Raw genomic sequence first — 21,888 nt, forward strand, 5'->3', positions numbered from 1 at the left:
TTCAATTCCCATCCGGGTTTGCAGTAACCGTGGAGCCTGTGACTCCGGGACCGCCGGTCAGGCCACTGTTGGTATTCCATTTGCGGGATTCCTGACGAAGCGACTGTTCGAGCTTCGTCTGCTCATTGCTGATCTGTTGTTGATCCTGAGCCTGTTTTGCATTTTCCTCGCGCTCTTTCTGTGCCTGCATGCTCTGCCACTGGCTTGCAGTCGGGAGAGTGGAGACGCGGGCAATCGCGCTGTTTAAGCGATCGCTGTATTCTTTTGCCTTATCGAGATCCTGAACTTCCGGCAATTTGTCGATTGCGGTCTGAATCAGGGAGGATGCATTCGGAGCCTGATACTCCAGATTTTCGACGTCCTCAAGGGCAGTCAGGAAGTCCTGACGGCGTGTCTCGGCTTCGAGTTCCTTGCGTTTCTTCACAGCCTCTTCCTCGGCCTTCTTCTGGGCATCGGCTTTCTCTCTTGCCTTCTGCTGTTCATAGCGGTCGATCGTGTCCTTCATGTTTGCGATGATCGGAGTGAAGGTGTCGTACTTCTTTTCGACACGCTCAAGAAAATCTGCGCGCTCCTCGCCCTCGTCGACCTGATTGATCTTTGCGAGAAGGGCGGTGTACTGATTCTTCACCCAGTAAGTATCCTCGACGGTCTCGATCGTCTTGTCCTCAAAGGAGGTGACAGAATTTGTGAGCTCCTCAACGAGCTTCTGCTGTTCCTTGTCATGGAGATTCTGCTCGGCGCGCAGGTCAGCGGTTGTGCTCATGTAGTCGACGATGCCGGTCTTCTTGTCAGCCTGTTCGACAACCGTCGTCGGCATCTCCCAGTCGAGAGGTTCCTTGCCGACGTGAATCTGATCCATGACATTCTTCCAGATTTTTCCGGCATATGTGCTTCCGTAGACACCCGGCATTGCGCGCGGGGTGTCGTAGCCGACCCAGACAGCCGTGGTGTAGTAGCGGGTGTATCCGCAGAACCAGGTGTCCTTACTGCTGTTTGTTGTTCCGGTCTTTCCGGCACACGGCATATCGTTTGCGAGTGCGAGACCGCGACCGGTTCCGTAGCTCTCGGTCATCGTTCCTTTGAGGATGTCGGTCAGCATGAAGGCGGAATCTTCCTGATAAACGCGGTTTGCGTGTTCCTTCATATCTTTTGTCAGCTCGCCCTTCTGCTCGTGCTCGATTTTCACGATGCAGGTGCGGTCATTGTATACACCATTGTTTGCGAGTGTGCTGTATCCCTTTGCCATGTCGACGATGCGGACACCGTTTGTGAAACCGCCGATGCTGATGGACGGTGCACTCTTATCAATGTAGGAGAGTTTCTGAAATTCCATCTCTCCGAGATAATTGAGTCCGTACTCGACACCGACATCACAGAGCACCTGCCAGGCGACGGTATTTAAGCTTCGGTTTAAGGCCTCGCGGACTGTCACATTTCCAAAGTAGTTTCCACCGCTGTTGGAAGGACCATCAGTCCACTTGTGGTCATTGACAATGCGCGCCGGATAGTACTCACCGGTGTCAAATGCTGGACCATAGTCAAGAAGAGGCTTGATCGTACTTCCCGGCTGGCGGGCACTCAAGTAAGCGCGGTTGTAAATATCCTCGGTACCGCGTCCGCCGACGATGGCGACAACGTAGTTGCTCTGGTTGTCGACGATGACGCCGGCTCCCTGAAGCGCAAATTTGCCATTGTCCTGAAGCTCCGTGTAGGAGGCGAGTGTCTTGTCGATCTCGACCTGAAGCTCTGCCTGAATTTGGCTGTCGAGGGAGGTGTAGATTCGGTATCCGCCGGAACGGATCTCGTCGTTCTTGTCGTTGTATGCCGTCTGGTAGGCATCCATGTATGCCTTGTAGTCATCCTTGTCGGAGAAGGTGTAGCGGAATTCAAATCCGTCGAGGGACATCAGGTAGAGAGCCGCACAGTGAATTGCGTAACTGCTCTGGTAGTTCTCATCTGTTCCCTCAGATTCTTCCTGAACGATGTTCAACGGCTGAGCTGTGTAGGAATCATACTGCTCCTGTGTCAGATCTCCGACCTCAAGCATGCTTAAGAGGACATCGTTTCGCTTTTTTAAGGATTCCTCCGGGTGCTTGACCGGGTCGTAGGCGGAAGGGCTGTTGCTGATGCCGACGAGAACTGCCGCCTCATAAGGTTGCAGATCTTCGGCGTTCTTTCCAAAATAGTACCGGCTTGCAGCCTGGACTCCGTAACAGTGGTGACCGTAGAAGTTCGTGTTGCAGTAAAACTCCATGATGTCTGCCTTGGAGTATTTCTTTTCGATCTCCGGTGCGAGAAGAATCTCCACGATCTTTCGTGTGAAACTGCGCTCCTGTGTCAGGTAGGTATTTTTCACAACCTGCTGGGTGATTGTGCTTCCGCCCTGCCTGATTTCGCCCTTATTCTTTACAAGGGAGAGGCCTGCACGAAAAGTTGCGATCCAGTCCACTCCGGAGTGGCTCTTAAATCGCCGGTCCTCCTGTGCGATGTAGGCGTTCTGGATGTTCATGCTGATCTGGCTGATCGGGACATACTCGTAGTGTCCTGCGTTGATCAGACCGATCTGGCGGCCATCCTTGTCGTAGACTTCCGTGTCCGAAAGCATGCTGAAATCGGAGCGCTGCATCTGCGCCAGCTTGTCGTAGGCGACGGAACGGCAGTGATCCAGTTCGGGGCGGACTTTTGCATAAATGAGGAGCGCCACAAGCGCACCGACGATCATGACGCTTGCCAAGATTTGAAACATGCCATTAAAAAGCCAGCCAAGGATTCCAAGGATGCTTGCCGGAATTCTTGAGAGCTTTTTTGGTGGTCGTTGTCCGCTGTGTGGTGACTGATTTGTGCTGTTGTTTTTCATAACATATACCTCGTTGAAATACAGTGGTGTGCAGTAACTGTAAGGATTTGGAACAGTTACTTACAAAGTACAGAAGTATTATAATACAAAACGAAAGAAAACGGTACAAAAACGAGGAAAACAAAGAAAAACATTGACTTTCTTTTCAAAAGGAAGTAAAAAAATAGGTGAAATCAAATAAGAAACTATAAATGAGCAAATTTGAAAAAATGCACAAAACTATGCCACAGACTTTACAAAGGAATCAAAATCATGGCATTCCTTTGCACATTGAAAAAGATACCTGTATTTTTCCATCTGAACAATATTGCTGATTTTGTAGTATCCGTTTTCAAAAGAACAGAATTCACCAGTTCCTGCCACACACATGTAATGTGCCAGTGACATCAGCAACCAATACCTTTGGATTCCCTGGGAAGAACGGATCTGGTAATTGTCCAGTGCCAGTTTTGTCTTGCATTGACGGAAAAATACTTCGATTGGCCACCGGCATATGTAATAAGCCAGAATCTCATCCATTGATAAGGATGTATCCGTGCTGAGAAAAGCCCGAAGCGCTTTCGGATTTCCAAATGCTTTTTCGGGATAACTTAAAAGAACTACGGCATTTTCAATTCCGTTGAGTTTTCCCTCATACTGGTACACATAATATTTTTGATTTTTCACTGTCACAAGGTGAAAATCAGAACTTGTAATCGACAGAAGGGTGGCAAACTCACTAAGTTTCTTTTTGATCCCAAAGGGATAAAGCATCCGGTTTGTTTTTAATGCGCCGATGGTATGAAAGCCTTTCGTAGCAAACGTATTGATTATTTTTTCAGAAACGTACCAACAGTCACAGAGAAAATAGGACATGACCGGTGGAACAGGCAACTCTTTTGCGATGTTCTGTACAATATCAATCTTCGAAACTGATTTATTGTACATTACAAAAGCGTAATTCAGAACAATGCCATTACAGGAAAGCATAACGGCAACTGCCTGATGCCCGTAATCCTGTTTCCTCTTTAAATGAGATTGGTGAAAATACGCATCTTCGATGGGATGCAGAGCCCGTGACGAAGGCTTTGTTTTTGAAGCTATCGTATCATCAACAATACAGAAAACAGGTTTTCCAGTACGGACTGCTTCTGAATAAATAATCTCAATAACAGACTGTTTTAATGCATTGGCAAGCAATGAGTCATTCCATTTCCCAGAATTAAGGAAATGTGCAATCGTAGTCCGGTGGCAAGAAGTGCTTTTAGCAAAATCCGTGATTTTTCCATGGTATCCTAAGATGAAAATACTGGTCAGGATACTCATAAAGTGGTTGATCACCCGATTCGAATAAAATTTACAGAGGTTTAATTTCTTAAACTGGTTGTATATGAATGCTGAATGATGTATAGTATTTGCAGGAGACACCTTCTTTCGTGAATGTTGCAAATGTTGGTTTGGTCACTTTCATTATACAACACAATCGAATCCAAGGTGTCTTTCTTTTATGCAAAATCACGAACTTGCTCATTTATAGTAAAGGAGGAATAAAAGATGCGTATGTTGAATATTGGATGTGTAATTTATGGAGCTAAAAAAGGAAGTAAGACTGGAGCACGTTTAGGTAAAAAATTTGGTACAAAGGGTGCAGTTATTGGTGGTGCTCTTGGAGGAATCATAGGCGGAACTATTGCAGCATCAACGCCTATTCTGAAAAGTTAAGAATCTATCTTTATGAAAACGGCATTGCAAGATGGAAGTGAGAGATTCCTTATCTATCCTGCAATGCCGTTTTTATTGTCTATTATTCGGCTATTCAATGACTGAGTAGTTCACTTTATCCCCAGACTTCCTCGGCGATTTTCTTGACGAGTGCGAGTTTTGCCCACTGGTCTTCGTCGGTCAGCTTGTTTCCGATCTCGCAGGAAGCAAATCCGCACTGTGGGCTTAAATACAGGCGATCCAGTGGAACATACTTTTCTGCCTCATGGATTCGGGCGATCACAGCCTGTTTATCCTCAAGTTTCGGGGACTTTGTGGTGATCAGACCGAGAACAACTTTCTTGTCATCGGCAACATGCTTTAATGGCTCAAAATTGCCAGAACGCTCATCATCGAACTCGAGATAGAAGGCATCCACATTCTCTTTGGCGAAGAGGAATGGAGCGACCGGAGCATATCCGCCGGAACTTGCCCAGGTGGAGTGGTAGTTTCCACGGCATACATGAGTTGTGACAGTCAGATCATCCGGTTTGCCTTCGAGAGCCAGATTGTTGATGCGCAGATATTTTTCTGCCTCAGCTTCAAAGGAAGTATCATCGCCTTGACGTGCAATCCAGTAGAGCTTGTCACAGAACATTCCCCAAGTGCAATCATCAAGCTGAATGTTCCGGCATCCTGCGTTGTAGAGATCCTGAATAACTGTGCGGTAAGCGCTTGCAATATCCTGAATCAGCTGTTCTTGATCCGGGTAAACAGAGTCCGTGATCTTGCCATTGTCCTCACGGTAGAGTTCTGCGAGGAGCTGTGCCGGAGCCGGGAAGGTCTGTCTTGCAACGGTATTCTCATCCTCAAACTGTTTTATGAATTTAAAATGTTCTACGAACGGATGATTTTCACCGGAAATCTTTCCTGTCACACGAACGGAACCGTGGGTAGTCTCCTCACCGTGGAAGAAGTAACCATGGTCAAGTTCCACTTCCTGAAGCCCCTGAAATCCCCACATGAAATCGAGATGCCAGTAGCTTCTTCTAAATTCGCCGTCGGTGATCACCGAATATCCAGCTTTTTTCTGCTTTTCTACAAGTTTGGTGATTTCCTCATCCTCCACCTGCTTTAATTCCTCAGCGGAAATTTTTCCAGCCTTATAATTTGCGCGGGCTTTTTTCAAATTTTCTGGGCGAAGAAAACTTCCTACATAGTCATATCGAAACGGTGCGTGTAAATTTGCCATTGTCTTATCCTCCTGTTTGCTTAACGTGCTGTTTGTTTAACGTGGTTTCATTGTAGCGGATGAAGACAAAACTGTAAAATACGAAAGAAATCGCGTTTGATATAGGGCGTATCTATACCAAGAGCGTTTATGCACAGGGATTTTGATGGGAAGGTGTCAGTAGCGACGACTAGAATTATGCGCTAAGTTTCCGCAAACGTCGACATGAATTACATAATTACATAACTACATAACTACATGGGAATATAGCGTTTCAGCGCCTCGATATAGAGCATGCCGAAACGTCCCGGTTGCATTTTTTTGTGGGTGATGTAGCCGATTTCCATATAGTCGTCGACGTCGAGTGGAACTGCCACAATATTTTTTCCGTTGAGTTCCTCGCTGATCACGCCACTGCAAATCGTGTATCCGTTCACGCCGATCAGGAGATTAAAGAGGGTTGCGCGGTCGCGGACAACGATATCCTTTTTAGATTCTCGCGTGCTCAAAATTTCCTCGGAAAAGTAAAACGAATTGTGTTCACCCTGCTCGTAGGAGAGGCGCGGATAGGGTGCGAGATCTTCCAAGGTAATCCGTTCTTTTTTGGCAAGCGGGCTGAAACTGCTGACAAAAACATGGGGATGGGCGACAAAGAGCGGATGGAATTTTAAATCGTGTTCTTTGAGTGTCTTTTGCAAAATCGTCTCGTTAAATTTATTCAGATAGAGGATTCCGACCTCACTGCGCAGGCGGGCGACATCCTCAATGATCTCATAGGTCTGGGTCTCGCGGATTCTAAAATCATATTCTTCTCCGCCGTATTGATGAAGAAGCTCCACAAATGCCTCAACGGCAAATGAATAGTGCTGTGTGGAGACGCAGAACTGGTGCTTGAGTGGTGCAGTTCCGAGATACCGCTCCTCGATCAGGTTGGTCTGTTCGATGACCTGACGCGCGTATCCGAGAAATTCTTCTCCCTCGGCGGAGACGAGAATGCCCTTATTGGTGCGCTGAAAAATCGTGATGCCGAGTTCGTTTTCGAGTTCGTGAATTGCGGAAGTCAGGCTCGGCTGGGTGATGAAAAGCTGTTTTGCTGCCTCACTGATCGTGCCGGCAGTCGCAGCGGTGACGGCATATTTTAACTGAAGAAGTGTCATGGAAAATCTCCTTGTATCTAATTTTTTTATATTTTGCATTCTGTACTCATATGGTATGGCGGAATAAATCTATGAAACGTCCATAATAAAAAACTTGATAAAACCTAGTATAATGCAAAATCAGAAAATGAGAAAGTTGAAAAACAGGAAAGTCGGAAAAATGGGAAAGTCGAAAACTCAAACATGAAAGGTATGGGAAAACCAGAAAGTACGCCGGAAGATAGGCCAAAAGATAGGCCAAAAGATACGCCAAAAGATACACCGGAAGATAAGTTAGAATATAAGCCCGAACATAAGTCAGAACATGAGCCTGAAGATATCAGGAAAATGATTCCTTGAATATCGGAGCATTTTTGGCTATACTGGAGAAGATCGATAAACAGGAAGAAACTGTAAGAGAAAGCACAAGAAAGCGAAAGTAAAAGAAAGCGAAAGCAAAAGAAAGTAAGAGGTGTGACGGACATGGCAGAGACAGCAGAAACGACAGAGAAGTTATTTTATGAGGACAGCCATATGAGCGCATTTACCGCCCATGTGGTTTCTTGTGAGTGGGATGAGAAAAAGGAGAGCTATGCGGTAGTTTTGGACCGCACGGCATTCTTCCCGGAAGGTGGCGGACAGTACGCCGATTCCGGAAAAATAAATGGCATGGAAGTAGTCGATGTAAAAGAGAAAAACGATGTGGTTTTCCATTACATGAAACAATCGATTGAGCCGGGCACAGAGGTCAAGGGTGAGATTGATTTTGAGGAGCGTTTTTCCAAGATGCAACAGCACACGGGTGAGCACATTGTCTCCGGTCTGGTTCACCGTCATTTCGGTTATGACAACGTCGGATTTCATCTTGGAAAAGAACTCGTGACGATGGATTTCAATGGCATGCTCGATGCAGAGGATCTTCGCAAGGTAGAGCTTGAGGCAAACCAGGCAGTCGCAGAGAATATTGAGATTGTCGTGACGTATCCGACAAAAGAAGAACTCGCTGAGATGGATTACCGAAGCAAGAAGGAGATTGCGGGTCAGGTACGAATCGTGACGGTTCCGGGATACGATGTGTGTGCGTGCTGTGCGCCCCATGTGGCAAAGACCGGCGAGATCGGTCTGATCAAACTTGTGGATGCCGTAAAATATAAGGGCGGTATGAGAGTCACGATGGTGTGTGGATTCCGCGCTTTGCAGGACTACCAGAAAAAGGAGGACAGTGTTCGTGAGATTTCCAGACTGCTCTCCGCAAAGCCGGATGAGGTTGCAGATGCCGTGCGTCGCCTTCAGGCAGAATCCTTAAGCTGGAAAGATAAGGTAATGCGGATGCAGAACCGTTACATGGAGCAGAAACTTGCCGAGATCCCGGAGGAAGCAGAGAACTGCATCCTGTTTGAGGAGGAGATGGACAAGAATGCCGGAAGAAAGTTTGTGGATTCCGGTATGCGCAAATGCAGTGGAATCTGTGCGCTTTTCCTTGGAAACGAGGAGAAGGGATACCAGTATACACTGGGAAGCCAGAGCATCAACCTCAAAGAGTTTATGAAAGAATTTCACAGTGTATTTCCGGGAAAAGGCGGTGGAAAACCGGAGATGGTACAGGGAACGGTTCAGCCTGGCGATCAGCTTTCTGAGGAAGCGATTCGGTTATATCTGTGCAAAAAGTAAAATCTGTGATAGAATCTTGATATTATGAGAGAATATATTGTTTTTGATCTGGAATGGAACCAGAGCTCGCGCGGAAAGGAAGAGGTGGCAGACCAGCTCCCTTTTGAGATTTTTGAGATCGGCGCAGTAAAGTTAAATGATAAGTTTGAGATGACGGATCAGTTCTGCCGACTGATCCGCCCACAGGTTTACACGAAGATGCACTGGATGATCCAGGAAGTGACTCATGTGGAGATGGAAGAGCTTCAGGAAAACGGAATGGATTTTGTGGATGCTTCGAGAGAGTTTTTTGAGTGGTGTGGACCAGATGCGGTGTTCTGCACCTGGGGACCGATGGATTTGACGGAACTCCAGAGAAATATGGATTTTTACCAGATGGAAAATCCGTTTCCAAAACCGCTTTTGTTCTTCGATGTTCAGAAATTGTACGGGCTTGCGTCCGGTGATGGAAAACGGATTTCGCTTGATACGGCGGTCGAGGAGTCAAAGATTGCAAAAGAGAGACCGTTTCATCGAGCAATGGATGATGCCTGGTACACGGCGCAGGTGATGAAAACCCTTGATTGGGAGAGATGGAGTGCGTTCTGTTCTGTGGATTATCACCGACTTCCGGAAGATCGGAGCGAGGAGATCCGCATGACATTTCCGGGATATTTTAAGTATGTCTCCCGCGTATTTTCTTCGAAGGAAGATGCGATGAAAGACAAGACGGTGACATCGATGAACTGCTACGCCTGTGGGCGTGCCCTGCGCAAGAAGATCCGCTGGTTTACCGCAAACCAGAAGACCTACTTTGCGCTTGCGCTCTGTCCGGAACATGGATATCTGAAAGGAAAGATCCGCATGAAAAAGGCGGACAAAAAATCCGAGGAAGAGCAGGTCTTTGTGATTAAGACGCTGAAACTGACGGATGAGGCGGGGGCAGAGCTGATCGCTCAGCGCCGGGACGAGATGCGAAAAAAGCGGGCGAAACGCAATCGCGCGAAGAAAAAGAAGGAGAAAGAATTTGAGCAGGGAATCTATCGGGTGTCGGAGAATGCGACTTCGGTTGCCTGTGCGATTTCAACAGCTTACAAGAATTCTGGGAAGACAAATACAAACTCTGCGGAAGCAGGGGCAAGTCATGGAACCCGCAGTGGAAACCATAATGGGAAGAAGCGCAGAGCTTCGTCAAAAAAAAGGAAATTCGGATGAGAATCCGGATTTCCTTTTTTGTTTCTCTGTTTCTCTTTTTTGCTTTTCTATAATTTATTTCGGTTCGTTTTAGCGTGTAATTGTGCTGTTTTTTATTTCTATTATTTTTATTAGTGCTATTGTTTTTCTTATTTTTCTTGTTTTTCTTAGTTCTGTTGTTTTTGGTATTCCTGTTTTTATTATTCCTGTTCTGGGTGTCTATTATAGGTGTTTCGTGATGTCTTATCAGTTCCGCAAGTCTACTGTTTATTTTTCAGCTCAACCGTGCTTTTGTGGACTTCGAGAGGCATCATCAGATGGTGAATCATGATTCCATAGGCTTTCTGCCCGTCTCCGGATTTCAGCGCATCAAAATAGGCGAGATGCTCGTCAACGGTTCCCTTCACACGTCCCTCTGTGGAGAGGGCATCCTGAGAAGTCAACTGGATCAGATAGAGTAGGCGCTGGAAAATCTGGTTAAATTCATCGTTGTGCAGATAATTGACCAGAAGAAGATGGAACTGGTGGTCGTAGTAGATAAACTGTTCCAGATTGTTGTCGCTGAGTGCATCATCCATATCTTTGAGTGTGCGCTCAAGGTCAGATAAGAGATGTTTGCCCGCAGGAGTGTCGATCTGGGATGCAATGACGGTGGTGCAGAAGCCCTCGATAGCACAGCGGACCTCAATGCTGGCTTTCATGTCTTTTTCATTCAACTGGCGGATCATGAAGCCCTTGCTTGGGATGATGGAAATATAGCCATCCTGACTCAGGCATTGAAGCGCTTCTCTCATTGGGGTTCTGGAAATGCCGATCTCGGCAGAAAGTTTTGTTTCAGAGTATAATTGACCGGGCTCTAATTCTCCGTTCAGAATACTGTTTTTGATGCAATCATAAGCCTGCATTTGCAGGAAACTCTTTGTTTTCATAATGAACAGTCAATCCTTATATATTTTATTCGTCATTTTTCATATTTCTATAAAAATTATACTTCTATAAAAATTTTAATACAAGTCTGATTAATTCTGATTAGGTTTGATTAATACTGATTAATTCCGATGTGATTTTATATCTGTTTTTTGACGTTATAATGCTATCTTAAAACAGATGATACAAGTATGTCAAGGGAATTCCCGATTCGGTGTTAAATTTGTGTGAAGAAAAAATAGAGGTGGGTGTAACAGTTAAAAAAAGACTCTTAAAGGCAGGAACGGAATCCCAAATAGGAGTGATGAGGAGTGAGAAATAAAAACAAAAATAAGAAAAAGAAGCTCAAATTCCAATTATGATTTTTTCAGCGAAGAGTCCTGCCCTGCAAATTTCTAAAACAGAGGGTGATTTGTGCGAGCGTGTAGAAGGAAAAATCCCGGATTTTCTTTAAAAACCCTATGTATATGGAAAAAAACAGACCATTTTTCATGTCAATTGTCAAAAGTGCACAAAGACATTGTGAAAGATTTGTCTAAAATGCAGGTCGATACCATCTTGACAGTATACCGACATACCGGTATACTGGTATACGAAACGAACGAGATGAGAAAAAACCTTCATCAAAAGTTCTGAACAAGTTACAAAGAAAATACAAGAAAAGATATTTTGTAACATGGTGTAAAGAACTTGTAAAGACAGAAAAAACACGTTATAAATAATATGTAGACCTAATAATTTAAAGTTTAAGGAGGATACAAAAATGTGTGTTTACGAAATGGGCAAACTGAGACTGATTGACTTATCCAAGATCATCGATCCGGCTACTGAGAGCAGAAGATGCCATCTGTTCCGCTTCAATACCGGTGGTGCTATCCCGGATTTCCACACCAACATGGATCTGATGAGCCATCTGGGAACCCACTGCGAGTGCCCGTATCATCACGATGACAACTGGCCGTCCGTAGCAGATCTTCCGCTGACCACCTTCCTTGGCCGTGCAGTTTATGTAGACTTCAAGGAGACCGTTGCAAAGCGTGGTCACATCACCGCTGCTGATCTGGATCGTGAGGCTAAGAAGGTAAAGGAAGGCGACATCGTGATCATCGATTCTTCCTACAAGCTGTATCCGTTTACCCCGGATACCAACACCGACAAGGATCAGAGACTTCTGGTTGGTGAGGAGAGTGCAAACTGGTTCAAGGAGCACAAGGTAAAGGCAGTTGGTTTCGGTGATGGCGTTTCCATCGAGAACTGCAACGAGGATGTAAAGCCGTTCCATGACATTCTGATGGCAGAGAACATCGTATTCCTTGAGGTTTTAAGAAACCTTGAGCAGTTGAAGTCTGATGTGTTCTTCATGAGCTATTCTCCGCTTCCGATCAAGGGACTGGATTCCAGCCCGGTTCGCGCTTATGCAATCGAGGGACTGGCAGAGTTCTCTGAATAATTAACGAAAGAGAAAGAATAGAAATCATTAAGTTCAGATCAGGTCAGATCGAAAATTAAAATCAAACCCAAACTTACAACAAAAAAACAGATCTGCCACAGACCGGAGTCAAATCCGGAATGTGGCGGGTCACCATTAGACAGGAGACGACGATATGCGAATTGCCGTAATCGGTGCGGGGGCAATGGGCTCTATTTATGGCGGCCATCTTTCCCAGCATAATGAGGTTGTACTTGTTGATACGAATGAAACGGTAGTGAAGAAGATTACCGACGAGGGACTGTGTATTGATGAAAATGATACCACAAATGTGTATCATCCATCCGCAGTTTCCAATACAAAAGAGGAGAAGCCGGCAGATCTGGTAATCCTTTTTGTAAAGGCACTGTTTTCAAGATCTGCTCTTGAGGGCAACCGCGCTCTGATCGGACCAAACACTCGCCTGATGACACTTCAGAATGGTGCAGGTCACGAGGATCTTCTGAAAGAGTTTGTAGCAGAAGACCACATCATCATCGGAACGACGGAGGATAACGGAGCTGTTCTTGGTCTTGGACATGTGCGTCACGGCGGAGCCGGTGTGACGAATGTCGGCATGCTGACCGAAGATCAGGAAGGTTTCCTTCCAAAATTAAAAGAGGCATTTGATGCCTGCGGATTCCAGGTAAAGATCCACGACAACATCCAGCAGTTGATCTGGGACAAGCTCTTTACGAATGTTTCCCTGAGTGCATTGACCGGAGTTTTACAGGTAGATATGGGATATATTGCAGGAAATGAGTATGCATGGAATCTTTGCTGTCAGCTGATTCATGAGACGGCTATGACTGCAAAGGCAGGAGGTCTGACATTTGACGAGGACAAGATGCGCGAGAAAGTGCGTCTGACTTCTGTAAATAATCCGAACGGATGCACGTCCATTCGCGCAGATCTTCGTGACGGAAGAAAGACCGAAGTGGATACAATCAGTGGTGCGGTTGTACGTGCGGCAGAAAAGTACGGAGTGGAAGTTCCGGGTCATTCCTTCATCGTTCGCATGGTTCATGCGATGGAAGGCAGAAACAAATAAGAAACAAAAATACATGACATCAAACACAAAGACAGAAAGATAGGACGAAGAGGTAGAGGATATGATTTTTTCATCAATTAAAAATGGAGATACGTTTGAGAGCTATCCAAAGGCAATTCAGACAGCATTAGATTACTTAAAGAGCCATGATTTTGCAAACATGGAGCCGGGTGTTTATGAGATTCAGGGTCGTGACATCTACGCGCAGGTTTTTGATGCAGTGACCGTTGAGGCAGACAGCAAGCATGCAGAGTCTCACGAGAAGTATCTGGATGTTCAGTATCTGGTTTCCGGAAAAGAGCGCTTGGGATTCACCAAGAACACCGGAAATTATAAGGTGAAAGAACATATCAAAGAGCGTGATCTGATTTTCTACGAGTCTGTTGAGGATGAGGGATATATCGAGTCTCGCCCGGGCTGTTTCTGCGTATTCTTCCCGTCTGATATTCATCGCCCAGAGGTGATTTCCGGAGAGTCCATGAAACTGCGCAAGGTTGTTGTAAAAGTAAGCGTTTCACTTCTCTAATCGTGTATGTCTGGAAAATCGGCTACCGTTGCATGCATCATGGTCCATCATTATCATATGGTATTTTGCATGCGCGGTGGCAGATCTTCCGGAAAACATAAGGATGTACTCTCGGAGTCTTTCTTGCACCGGCCTTTGCGACCGATTTTTCGCAAAAACAGGCACAAAGAGATTCCGAGAGCACATAAGGAAAAACTGGAGGGTTTGTAGAGATGTTTAAGAAAGTATGGATGGCTGTTGGGCTTGCATGCATGATGGGAATGCTGACTGCATGCAGTGGAAGTTCTGAGCAGAAGACCACCGAGATTCGTGTGGCATTCAACCAGAACGAGAATCATCCCCAGTATCGTGCCATGAAAGAATTTGGTGAGAAATTTGAGGAAGCAACAAACGGACGTTATCACATGACGATTTACCCGAACGGCGTTCTCGGCGAGCAGGGTGCGATGGCAGAGTTCATCCGAACCGGTGCTCTTCAGATGGCAATCGTTCCGTGTAGTGTTCCGGAGGGCTATGATGCGGATTTCGCAATCGTAGGAGCTCCGTACATGTATAACAATATCGATCATCTTAAGAAGGCAACTCTCGACGGTGTGTTTGATGATCTGTTCTCATCAACCGACAAATACAAGTTTCGCGTTCTGACCGTGTACACGGCCGGTGAGCGAAATGTGTATGCAAAGAAACCGATCAATTCTGCTGACGATTTAAAGGGTATGATTATCCGTGTAAACGACAGCCCGACCTACGTCGAGATGGCAAAGCTGATGGGCGGAAATGGAAGCGTTATGGCTCAGTCTGAGGTATACACCGCACTCCAGCAGGGGGTTATCGATGCAGCTGAGAACAGTGAGCTGGTTTACCGTGACTTCAAGCATTACGAGGTTGCTCCTTACTATGCATATACCCGTCATATCGTACATCCGGATGTTGTTCTTGCAAGTACAGCATTCTTGGATTCCATGAGCGACGAAGACCGTGCGATCTTCGATCAGCTGATGAAGGAGTCCACAGAGGAAGAGTTCTCCACCTTCAAGGCAGACATTGAGGTAGCAAAGAAGGATGCTGAGGAGGCAGGCGCTCAGTTCTGTTATCCGGATACCAACGAGCTTCGCGAGAGATGTATGCCTCTGCTGAACCGCATTGCAAATCAGTCTGAGGTCACCAAGAAGATTTATGACGAAGTCGTTGCGCTGAGAGAGGAGGCAGAATAATGAAGGCATTGAAAAAAGGACTGGATCGTTTCCTTGCAGGAGTCTGCATCATCGATTTCATCATGATGGTTCTGCTGACCGTTTATCAGGTCGTTGTGCGTTATGTATTTAAGAGCCCGAGCAGTGTCAGTGAGGTTCTGACCCGTTACTGCTTCGTATGGCTGATCCTGCTTTCTGCAACTTATGTATTTGGACAGCGCGATCACATTTGTATCAGTTTCCTGAAGGACAAGCTCGAGGGAAGTGCAAGAAGAACGATGGACATCATCATTGAGCTCGTTGTAATCCTATTCTCTGTTCTGGTTCTCGTGTACGGCGGTATCGTGATCACGACCATGAACATGCTTCAGTATGATTCCATTCTGAAGATCCCGACCGGAACGATTTACAGCATTATCCCGATCAGTGGTGTGCTGATCATCTTTTATAGTCTGTGCAATATTGCAGAGTTTTTAAATAAAAAAGAGGGGGGAAAGTAAGCTATGTCTATTGCAGTTCAGGTTGCTCTTGTAATGGTAGTACTGCTGGTTGTTATGCTGGCAGCAGGTGTGCCGATTGGAGTAGGAATCGGTCTTTCTTCCGCAATCTCTATGATTTGCATGTTACCGGCTAATGTAGCATTTGCTACTTCTGCTCAGAGAATTTTTGCAGGATCGAACTCCTTCTCTCTGATTGCAATTCCGTTCTTCATTCTTGCCGGAAACATCATGAACAACGGTGGTATTGCACTTCGTCTTGTAAACTGCGCAAAGGTAATCGGCGGTCGTATGCCGGGTTCTCTTGCTCAGTCAAATGTTATCGCAAACATGCTCTTTGGTGCAATCAGTGGTTCTGGTGCAGCAGCTGCTGCCGCAATCGGAAGTACGATGGGACCGCTCGAGGAGAAAGAGGGATATGACAAGAACTATTCCGCAGCAGTCAACGTAGCATCTGCTCCGGTTGGTATGTTGATTCCTCCGAGTAACACGATGATCGTTTACTCCACAGTAGCAGGAAGCGTTTCGATTTCCGCTCTGTTCATGGCTGGATATGTTCCGGGTCTGATCTGGGGACTTGGAGTTATCATTCTGGCAACTATTACCGCAAAGAAACTTGGCTATCGTGGTGAGGATAAGATCTCTGTCAGCATTGTTCTCAAAACTCTGTGGCAGGCAATCCCGAGCCTTCTGATGATCGTCATTGTAATCGGCGGTATCCTGTGTGGTATGTTCACCGCAACTGAGGGTTCAGCAGTTGCAGTTGTCTATGCAACCGTTCTGTCCCTGATCTACGGTTCGATCAAGCTGAAAGATATTCCCCGCATCGTTCTGGATTCTGCAAAGATCACCGGAACCATCACTTTCATGATCGGACTTTCCTCTATCATGTCCTGGGCAATGGCATTTACCGGAATTCCGGATATGGTAGCTCAGGCAGTCCTTAGTGTGACAAGCAACAAGTTCCTGATCTTCCTGCTGATCAACATCATTCTGCTGTTCGTAGGAACTTTCATGGACCCGACCCCGGCAATCCTGATCTTCACTCCGATCTTTCTGCCGATCTGCACCAGCCTTGGTATGAATGCAGTTCAGTTTGGTATTGTACTTTGCTACAACCTTTCCGTAGGAACGATCACCCCGCCGGTAGGAACGATCCTGTTTACTGGATGTAAGGTTGGCAATGTTACGATTGAGAGCGTAATCAGCCACCTGTTACCGTACTTTGCGATGATCATCATCGGACTGCTTCTGGTAACCTACATCCCGTTCCTTTCTCTCGGACTTCCGTCCCTGTTAGGATTGATCTAAGAGAAGTCAATTCATCGATCAGATTCATGATTCATCGGACAGGAAATAGGAAATCAGATAAGAAAATAAAAAGATGAATGAAGTAAGATAAACGAAGTAAGAAAAATGCTGATGTGTGTATCATGAATTTGATACGCATGTCAGCGTTTTTGTTTTGTGGAATATTTTGTTTTATAGAATATTTTGTTTCGTAGAAGAATGTAGAAGAATTGGGTACAGTGAGAGAAATGAAGAGACTAATTTTCTTAGATATGCAGGGGCGAATCGTGTGGGCAGAAAAGCTCAAAAAGTGAGACAAAATAGAGAAAATAGGGAAATTGACTTGAATATAGTTTGAAAAGTATGAATAAAAACGCAAATTACAAGAAAAGGACTTAACAAAGAAAATTATTCATGTTAAAATATCTTCAGAATATTGAATTCAGAATTTTAGGACATCGAAGGGAGCAATCAGATGAAAGAATATGAGCGCGCTCCCAGACGGGCTTGGATGACAAGTGCATTGATTGCCGTCAATATTCTCTGTTTTCTGTATCTGGAAATTGCAGGTTCAAGCGAAGATGTGCGTTTTATGCTGGAACATGGTGCAATGTACACGCCACTTATTCTGGAGAATCAGGAATATTACCGACTGATCACAGCGATGTTCATGCATTTTGGAATTGAGCATCTTGTGAATAATATGTTGGTTTTATTCGTTCTCGGGGATCATTTGGAGCGTACACTTGGAACGATTCGATATTTGATTTTTTATCTGCTCTGCGGAATCGGATCGAATCTTGCATCCATGATGATTCATATGAATGATGCACAGCAGTATGTCGGAGCCGGCGCATCGGGGGCAATTTTCGGTGTGATCGGTGGTCTTCTGTATGTGGTTGCGAGAAATCGTGGACATTTAGAGGATTTGAGTTCCAGACAGCTTGTCGTGACGATCTTGTTTTCCTTGTATTTTGGATACACCAGCACGGGAGTCGACAATGTCGCTCACGTTTCCGGTCTCATCATCGGAATTTTGCTGGGATTTCTTTTTTATCGGAAACAGAGAAGTGGGAAAGAAATCATTGATACAGGGGATGAAAATTAAAGAAGTACAGAAGAAGTAAAAAATAACAAGTAAAAAACATAAACAATAGAATATAGGATAATGGAGAAAAATGATTATGAAGGATGAGAATTGTATTTTTTGTAAGATTGCAAATGACGAGATTCCGTCAGCAACGGTTTATGAGGATGATGATTTTCGTGTGATTCTCGATCTGGGACCGGCATCAAAGGGTCATTCCCTGATTCTTCCGAAGAACCACTATAAAGATCTGTGCGAGGCAGATCCGGCGGTTACGACGAAGATTCTTCCGCTCGCCGGAAAGATCGGAAGCGCAATGAAGGCGGGACTGGGTGCAAGCGGATTCAATGTGGTTCAGAACAATGGAACAAGCGCTGGTCAGACGGTATTTCATCTTCATGTGCATGTGATTCCTCGCTATGAGGGCGGACCGGAGATGGTCGCATGGAATCCGGGTGAGGCAGATCAGAAGGAGTTAGCGGAAACAGCAGAGATTTTGAAGAAAGCATTTTAGGGAAACACTTCGGTTTTGCGAATCGAGGTGAGCTCTAAAGATTCCGCCACACAAAAGAAAACGGGAGGGATTATAATGTCTTCAGATGAACGTTTCCTGTCCATTTATCAGAAGAATCTGAAACTGCTCAAATGGATTGCTAAGAAAAACAGAATTCCGAAAGATGAAGTTGAGGATATTGTGCAGGAGACCTTTTTTGCATATTATGGTCACTACCCGCTCACATGAGATGATAGAAAAGTCCGTTATTATCTGGCAAAAATTCTTACGAACAAGTGCAGGGATTATTACAGAAGCCGTAACAGACGTCCAGTTGAGTATATGGACCCGACTGAATTGAGAAATATCAGTTTCGGAAATAAAGTGGGGCAAGATCCGTTGAGCATTGTGATGGAGCTTCAGGCATGCAAGGCTACGGCAGCTGGTTTGAAAACGATGAAGAAAGAGTGGTCGTCGATCATTATCATGTATACATTGCAGGGAATAAGTATACGGGAAATCAGCGAGATGATGAATATTTCAGAGGCTGCATGCAGAATGAGATTGATGCGCGGGCGAGAGCTTCTGTATCAGATGGTTGAAAGGGATCGTCCATTGACGGTAAAACAAAAAAGTCCGAAGCTGGCGAGGAAGAAATCAAAGGATTCTTCCTATACGAATACAAAGTATGCGAGCCAGCCTCGGTACATTCCAATCTCTCAGTTGTCTGACTCGTGAGACGGAAAGGAAAAGAAATCGTTAAGCGCAGTGATTCTGATAAGAAGATGTCAGCAAAGCTGATCGGAATCACGTGCCAAGTCGATGCTTGCGTCGATTTGAAATAATACATTGTGATCATGAAACGCAGAAAAAAATAACGGTTGGTCTCTGGTTTTATGATTTCTGGGTGCTCTTTTCGGCGTAGGATTCAATCAGTCCCACGATGGTGGTGACTGCGTCGGAATGAGCACTTTTGCTCATCGCGTCAATGAATTTCTGGCGATCTCTGTAAGTGCGGTCAATCGCATCGAACAGAGTGTCGTCCGTAACAGTTTCCTCTTCAAGAACTGTGGAGAATCCCTGCTTCTCAAAGGAGCGGGCATTCAGGATCTGGTCGCCACGGCTTGCGGCAGCGGAGAGCGGAATCAGGACGTTTGGTTTTCTGAGTGCCAGAATCTCGCAGATGGAGTTTGCGCCGGCACGGGAAAGCATGAGGTCTGCGCATGCGAACAGGTGACGCAGAGGAGCATCCACATATTCATACTGAACATATCCAGTCTGACCGATCAGAGACTCATCGAGATGTCCCTTGCCACAGATATGTATGATCTGGAAATGCGGGAGCAGACGCGGAAGCAGGCTTCTGACTGCGTTGTTGACAGCGACAGCACCGAGGCTTCCTCCGATGACGAGGATGACCGGCTTATCGGCGGAGAGACCTGCATACTGAAGACCGGTCAGGCGGTCGCCCTCGAGAAGCTCTCTGCGGATCGGGGAACCGGTCAGAACAGCTTTCTCTTTCGGGAGATACTGAAGTGTCTCAGGAAAGTTACAGCATACTTTTGCAGCGGACGGGATGCAGATCTTGTTAGCAAGTCCTGGAGTCATATCAGACTCATGAATGATGGTCGGGATTTTAAAGTGCTTTGCGGCGAGAACAACTGGAACAGCCACAAAACCGCCCTTTGAGAAGACAACATCCGGCTTGTATTTTTTCATCAGACTGCGGGCTTCCATGTAACCTTTGATGACACGGAAGGGATCTGAGAAATTCTTCAGATCGAAATAACGGCGGAGTTTGCCGGAGGAGATTCCATCGTAAGGAATTCCTGCTCCCTCGACGAGTTTGCGCTCAATGCCGTTGTAAGTACCAATATAATGAATTTCATATCCACGCTCTTTCAGAGACGGAAGAAGGGCTAAGTTGGGGGTGACATGCCCGGCAGTTCCACCACCGGTCAGAATAATTTTTTTCATAAAATTGCCTCCAGATGATTTTTGATGATTGATTGTGCAGAGATTAATAGATTGTGGGTGCTGAATGACCAGAAATTGTGAATTGCGAATTTCTGATGCTGAATTTATTGATCTTATGTTTATTAATCTTATTAATCTGCTGATCCTTATAGTATTATACTAATCACAGAGCTTAAAAAGTCAACCCTGAATCCATTTTCTGAGGAGATCATTGAAAAAAAGTTTGTTATTAGTTTGTTATTATTTTGAGTGGTTGGCGTACTAATAGTTAGATGGTCATTCGATATTGTATGGCTGTTTCGTTGATATTAGTTCGTCAATCACTTTGTATCACGTTGTATTTTTGAATTTAAATATTTTTGTGAGACATAAGGAGTGAAAAAGTGAGCAGAAACGGGCACCGTCAGACAAGAGTAGACTTAAATTCTTTAAAGCATCTCGAAGAGTGGAGTGAGCGGAAACTTTGGCAGGAGATCAAAGAAGGAGAAAAAGCCTGTGAATTAACTTCTGAAGAAGAGGTTAAGGAGTCTGATATGTCTGTGGCATCAGAAGAGTCATTTCTCCATGATCAGAAGCCATTTGAAACGAAAGAGAAAACTAACGTTGAAATGGGTGGAAAACTAAGAGAGACGGACATGGATGCAGATGGGGATGACGATGATCTTGCAGACAGTTTTCAAGATTTGATGAAACGAATTCAAGCAGCAAAAATTCAGCCGATTTCAGAAGAAGAATTTGAGCGAAGAAGCGAAGCAGTAAGAACAATGACGGAAGATTCATCAAAGATTCTAAGATATGGTCTTGCAAAGAATTTAAGTTCTTTGAATGGACAAACATTCTGTCCGAAAAAGATGTGTATTTTCACGAAAAGGTGCAGAGGTCCGAAAATCCAATCCAAAGCAATAGAAATAAAGTCGAGAAATTCATTTTTGGAACGTGGCGAGGTATTGGATTTAGCGGAAGAAATCATGAAAATTCAGGATTGGACAGAAGAGTTCCAGAAGACATCTACACAGACAAGAACAGCAGACAATCCGGTCAGCATCAAAACGCCTCCGGCAGTCACAGCCGGATCGCAAAAACACGGAGCGAGACCGGCTGTTGTTATATCAGAGGAGGTGAAAAAAGAAACGCCATCATTCCGAAAATCCCAATCCATTTTCCACAAAAAGCGCATGAAGGTTCTGCTCGTCGCCGTGGCAGCAGGCATTGCAGTCTTCGGTGGAACAATGGTGGCATCTGGAAAACGAGAATACAATTATGGGATTTATCCGATCGTGGGAAAGCAGAATCTTGTAATGAAGAATAATGCCGTTCTGGACACAGCAGATAATTTGGAGATGGCTTATCAGAGGATTGAGGATGAGTTAGGGATTCCGGTGTTAGAACTTCAACATATTCCGGATGGAATGAAATTTAGAAAGTTAATACTAGAAAGAAATATGGCTATTATTGAGTTTAAATATGGAGATAAATTTTTTTATTTAACTGAAGAAAAGTGTATATCATCCAAAGAAGTATTTAAAGTTAAAGTATCAGATCGAGTAGTTTTTACTCAAGTACATAATAAATGGATTGATATGAATATTCTTGTAGAAAAAAATGTATTAGAAAACAATTTAATTGAATAT

General features: G+C 45.0%; 21 protein-coding genes and 1 pseudogene. 16 read left to right on the top strand and 6 right to left on the bottom strand.

What is annotated here, in order from left to right:
* Position 1 precedes the first annotated feature (1 nt).
* Both AC4EVX_RS08320 and AC4EVX_RS08325 read right to left on the bottom strand, forming a co-directional pair.
* Entirely contained in the window at positions 2-2,857 is a 2,856-nt protein-coding gene (locus AC4EVX_RS08320) for a transglycosylase domain-containing protein (protein WP_490159974.1), read from the bottom strand.
* Between the two features lie 219 nt (positions 2,858-3,076).
* A complete protein-coding gene (locus AC4EVX_RS08325) occupies positions 3,077-4,162 on the bottom strand; it encodes a transposase (RefSeq protein WP_490159975.1) in 1,086 nt (361 codons plus the stop codon).
* Positions 4,163-4,396: 234 nt separating this feature from the next.
* On the opposite strand from AC4EVX_RS08325, the gene AC4EVX_RS08330 reads away from it, so the two are divergent.
* Entirely contained in the window at positions 4,397-4,558 is a 162-nt protein-coding gene (locus tag AC4EVX_RS08330) for a hypothetical protein (RefSeq protein ID WP_177976724.1), read from the top strand.
* Between the two features lie 115 nt (positions 4,559-4,673).
* Here the strand turns inward: AC4EVX_RS08330 and AC4EVX_RS08335 are convergent, their stop codons facing one another.
* On the bottom strand, positions 4,674-5,789 hold the full coding sequence (locus AC4EVX_RS08335; RefSeq protein ID WP_490159976.1) for a 5-methyltetrahydropteroyltriglutamate--homocysteine S-methyltransferase: 1,116 nt from the start codon (positions 5,787-5,789) through the stop codon (positions 4,674-4,676).
* A gap of 233 nt (positions 5,790-6,022) precedes the next feature.
* Positions 6,023-6,925, bottom strand: a complete 903-nt coding sequence (locus AC4EVX_RS08340; protein ID WP_177976722.1) for a LysR family transcriptional regulator — start codon at positions 6,923-6,925, stop codon at positions 6,023-6,025.
* A 183-nt stretch (positions 6,926-7,108) separates the two neighbouring features.
* Here AC4EVX_RS08340 and AC4EVX_RS08345 point away from each other — a divergent pair, with 183 nt between their 5' ends.
* The 4 genes and pseudogenes from AC4EVX_RS08345 to AC4EVX_RS08360 all read left to right on the top strand — a co-directional run bounded on the left by AC4EVX_RS08345 (position 7,109) and on the right by AC4EVX_RS08360 (position 9,769).
* On the top strand, positions 7,109-7,264 hold the full coding sequence (locus tag AC4EVX_RS08345; protein ID WP_490159977.1) for a hypothetical protein: 156 nt from the start codon (positions 7,109-7,111) through the stop codon (positions 7,262-7,264).
* Between the two features lie 72 nt (positions 7,265-7,336).
* Positions 7,337-8,047: pseudogene (locus AC4EVX_RS08350) on the top strand (alanyl-tRNA editing protein); the annotation flags it as partial.
* 30 nt (positions 8,048-8,077) lie between these two features.
* Entirely contained in the window at positions 8,078-8,575 is a 498-nt protein-coding gene (locus AC4EVX_RS08355; RefSeq protein WP_490159985.1) for a DHHA1 domain-containing protein, read from the top strand.
* Between the two features lie 24 nt (positions 8,576-8,599).
* Complete coding sequence (locus AC4EVX_RS08360) at positions 8,600-9,769, top strand: exonuclease domain-containing protein (protein ID WP_177976720.1); 1,170 nt, start codon at positions 8,600-8,602, stop codon at positions 9,767-9,769.
* A gap of 239 nt (positions 9,770-10,008) precedes the next feature.
* Here the strand turns inward: AC4EVX_RS08360 and AC4EVX_RS08365 are convergent, their stop codons facing one another.
* Positions 10,009-10,677, bottom strand: coding sequence for a GntR family transcriptional regulator (locus AC4EVX_RS08365; RefSeq protein ID WP_490159978.1), 669 nt, complete (start codon positions 10,675-10,677; stop codon positions 10,009-10,011).
* A gap of 761 nt (positions 10,678-11,438) precedes the next feature.
* Between AC4EVX_RS08365 and AC4EVX_RS08370 the strand changes: the two genes are divergently transcribed.
* From AC4EVX_RS08370 to AC4EVX_RS08415, 10 genes are all read left to right on the top strand, one after another.
* Positions 11,439-12,125 (top strand): cyclase family protein, encoded by a 687-nt coding sequence (locus tag AC4EVX_RS08370; protein WP_177976718.1) that lies wholly within the window; start codon positions 11,439-11,441, stop codon positions 12,123-12,125.
* A 154-nt stretch (positions 12,126-12,279) separates the two neighbouring features.
* Positions 12,280-13,194: a 2-dehydropantoate 2-reductase gene (locus AC4EVX_RS08375; protein ID WP_177976717.1), complete on the top strand. Its 915-nt coding sequence runs from the start codon at positions 12,280-12,282 to the stop codon at positions 13,192-13,194.
* 61 nt (positions 13,195-13,255) lie between these two features.
* On the top strand, positions 13,256-13,720 hold the full coding sequence (locus AC4EVX_RS08380) for a YhcH/YjgK/YiaL family protein (RefSeq protein ID WP_177976716.1): 465 nt from the start codon (positions 13,256-13,258) through the stop codon (positions 13,718-13,720).
* 212 nt (positions 13,721-13,932) lie between these two features.
* Positions 13,933-14,934 (top strand): TRAP transporter substrate-binding protein, encoded by a 1,002-nt coding sequence (locus tag AC4EVX_RS08385; protein ID WP_490159979.1) that lies wholly within the window; start codon positions 13,933-13,935, stop codon positions 14,932-14,934.
* Positions 14,934-15,413, top strand: coding sequence for a TRAP transporter small permease subunit (locus AC4EVX_RS08390; protein ID WP_177976714.1), 480 nt, complete (start codon positions 14,934-14,936; stop codon positions 15,411-15,413). Before AC4EVX_RS08385 ends, AC4EVX_RS08390 begins: the two co-directional genes overlap by 1 nt.
* A gap of 3 nt (positions 15,414-15,416) precedes the next feature.
* Positions 15,417-16,721 carry a TRAP transporter large permease subunit gene (locus tag AC4EVX_RS08395; protein WP_177976713.1) on the top strand — a complete coding sequence of 435 codons (1,305 nt, stop codon included), beginning with the start codon at positions 15,417-15,419 and terminating at the stop codon, positions 16,719-16,721.
* A gap of 454 nt (positions 16,722-17,175) precedes the next feature.
* Complete coding sequence (locus tag AC4EVX_RS08400; RefSeq protein WP_177976712.1) at positions 17,176-17,808, top strand: rhomboid family intramembrane serine protease; 633 nt, start codon at positions 17,176-17,178, stop codon at positions 17,806-17,808.
* Between the two features lie 76 nt (positions 17,809-17,884).
* A complete protein-coding gene (locus AC4EVX_RS08405) occupies positions 17,885-18,301 on the top strand; it encodes an HIT family protein (RefSeq protein ID WP_490159980.1) in 417 nt (138 codons plus the stop codon).
* A 75-nt stretch (positions 18,302-18,376) separates the two neighbouring features.
* A complete protein-coding gene (locus AC4EVX_RS08410; protein WP_490159981.1) occupies positions 18,377-18,529 on the top strand; it encodes a hypothetical protein in 153 nt (50 codons plus the stop codon).
* 108 nt (positions 18,530-18,637) lie between these two features.
* On the top strand, positions 18,638-19,018 hold the full coding sequence (locus AC4EVX_RS08415) for an RNA polymerase sigma factor (RefSeq protein ID WP_490159982.1): 381 nt from the start codon (positions 18,638-18,640) through the stop codon (positions 19,016-19,018).
* Positions 19,019-19,174: 156 nt separating this feature from the next.
* On the opposite strand, the gene murG is transcribed toward AC4EVX_RS08415, so the two are convergent.
* A complete protein-coding gene (gene murG / locus AC4EVX_RS08420; protein ID WP_177976709.1) occupies positions 19,175-20,257 on the bottom strand; it encodes an undecaprenyldiphospho-muramoylpentapeptide beta-N-acetylglucosaminyltransferase in 1,083 nt (360 codons plus the stop codon).
* Positions 20,258-20,640: 383 nt separating this feature from the next.
* Here murG and AC4EVX_RS08425 point away from each other — a divergent pair.
* The coding region (locus AC4EVX_RS08425; RefSeq protein ID WP_490159983.1) for a hypothetical protein at positions 20,641-21,888 on the top strand (1,248 nt) is incomplete at its 3' end.

The sequence above is a fragment of the Brotaphodocola sp. genome, from assembly GCF_983179755.1.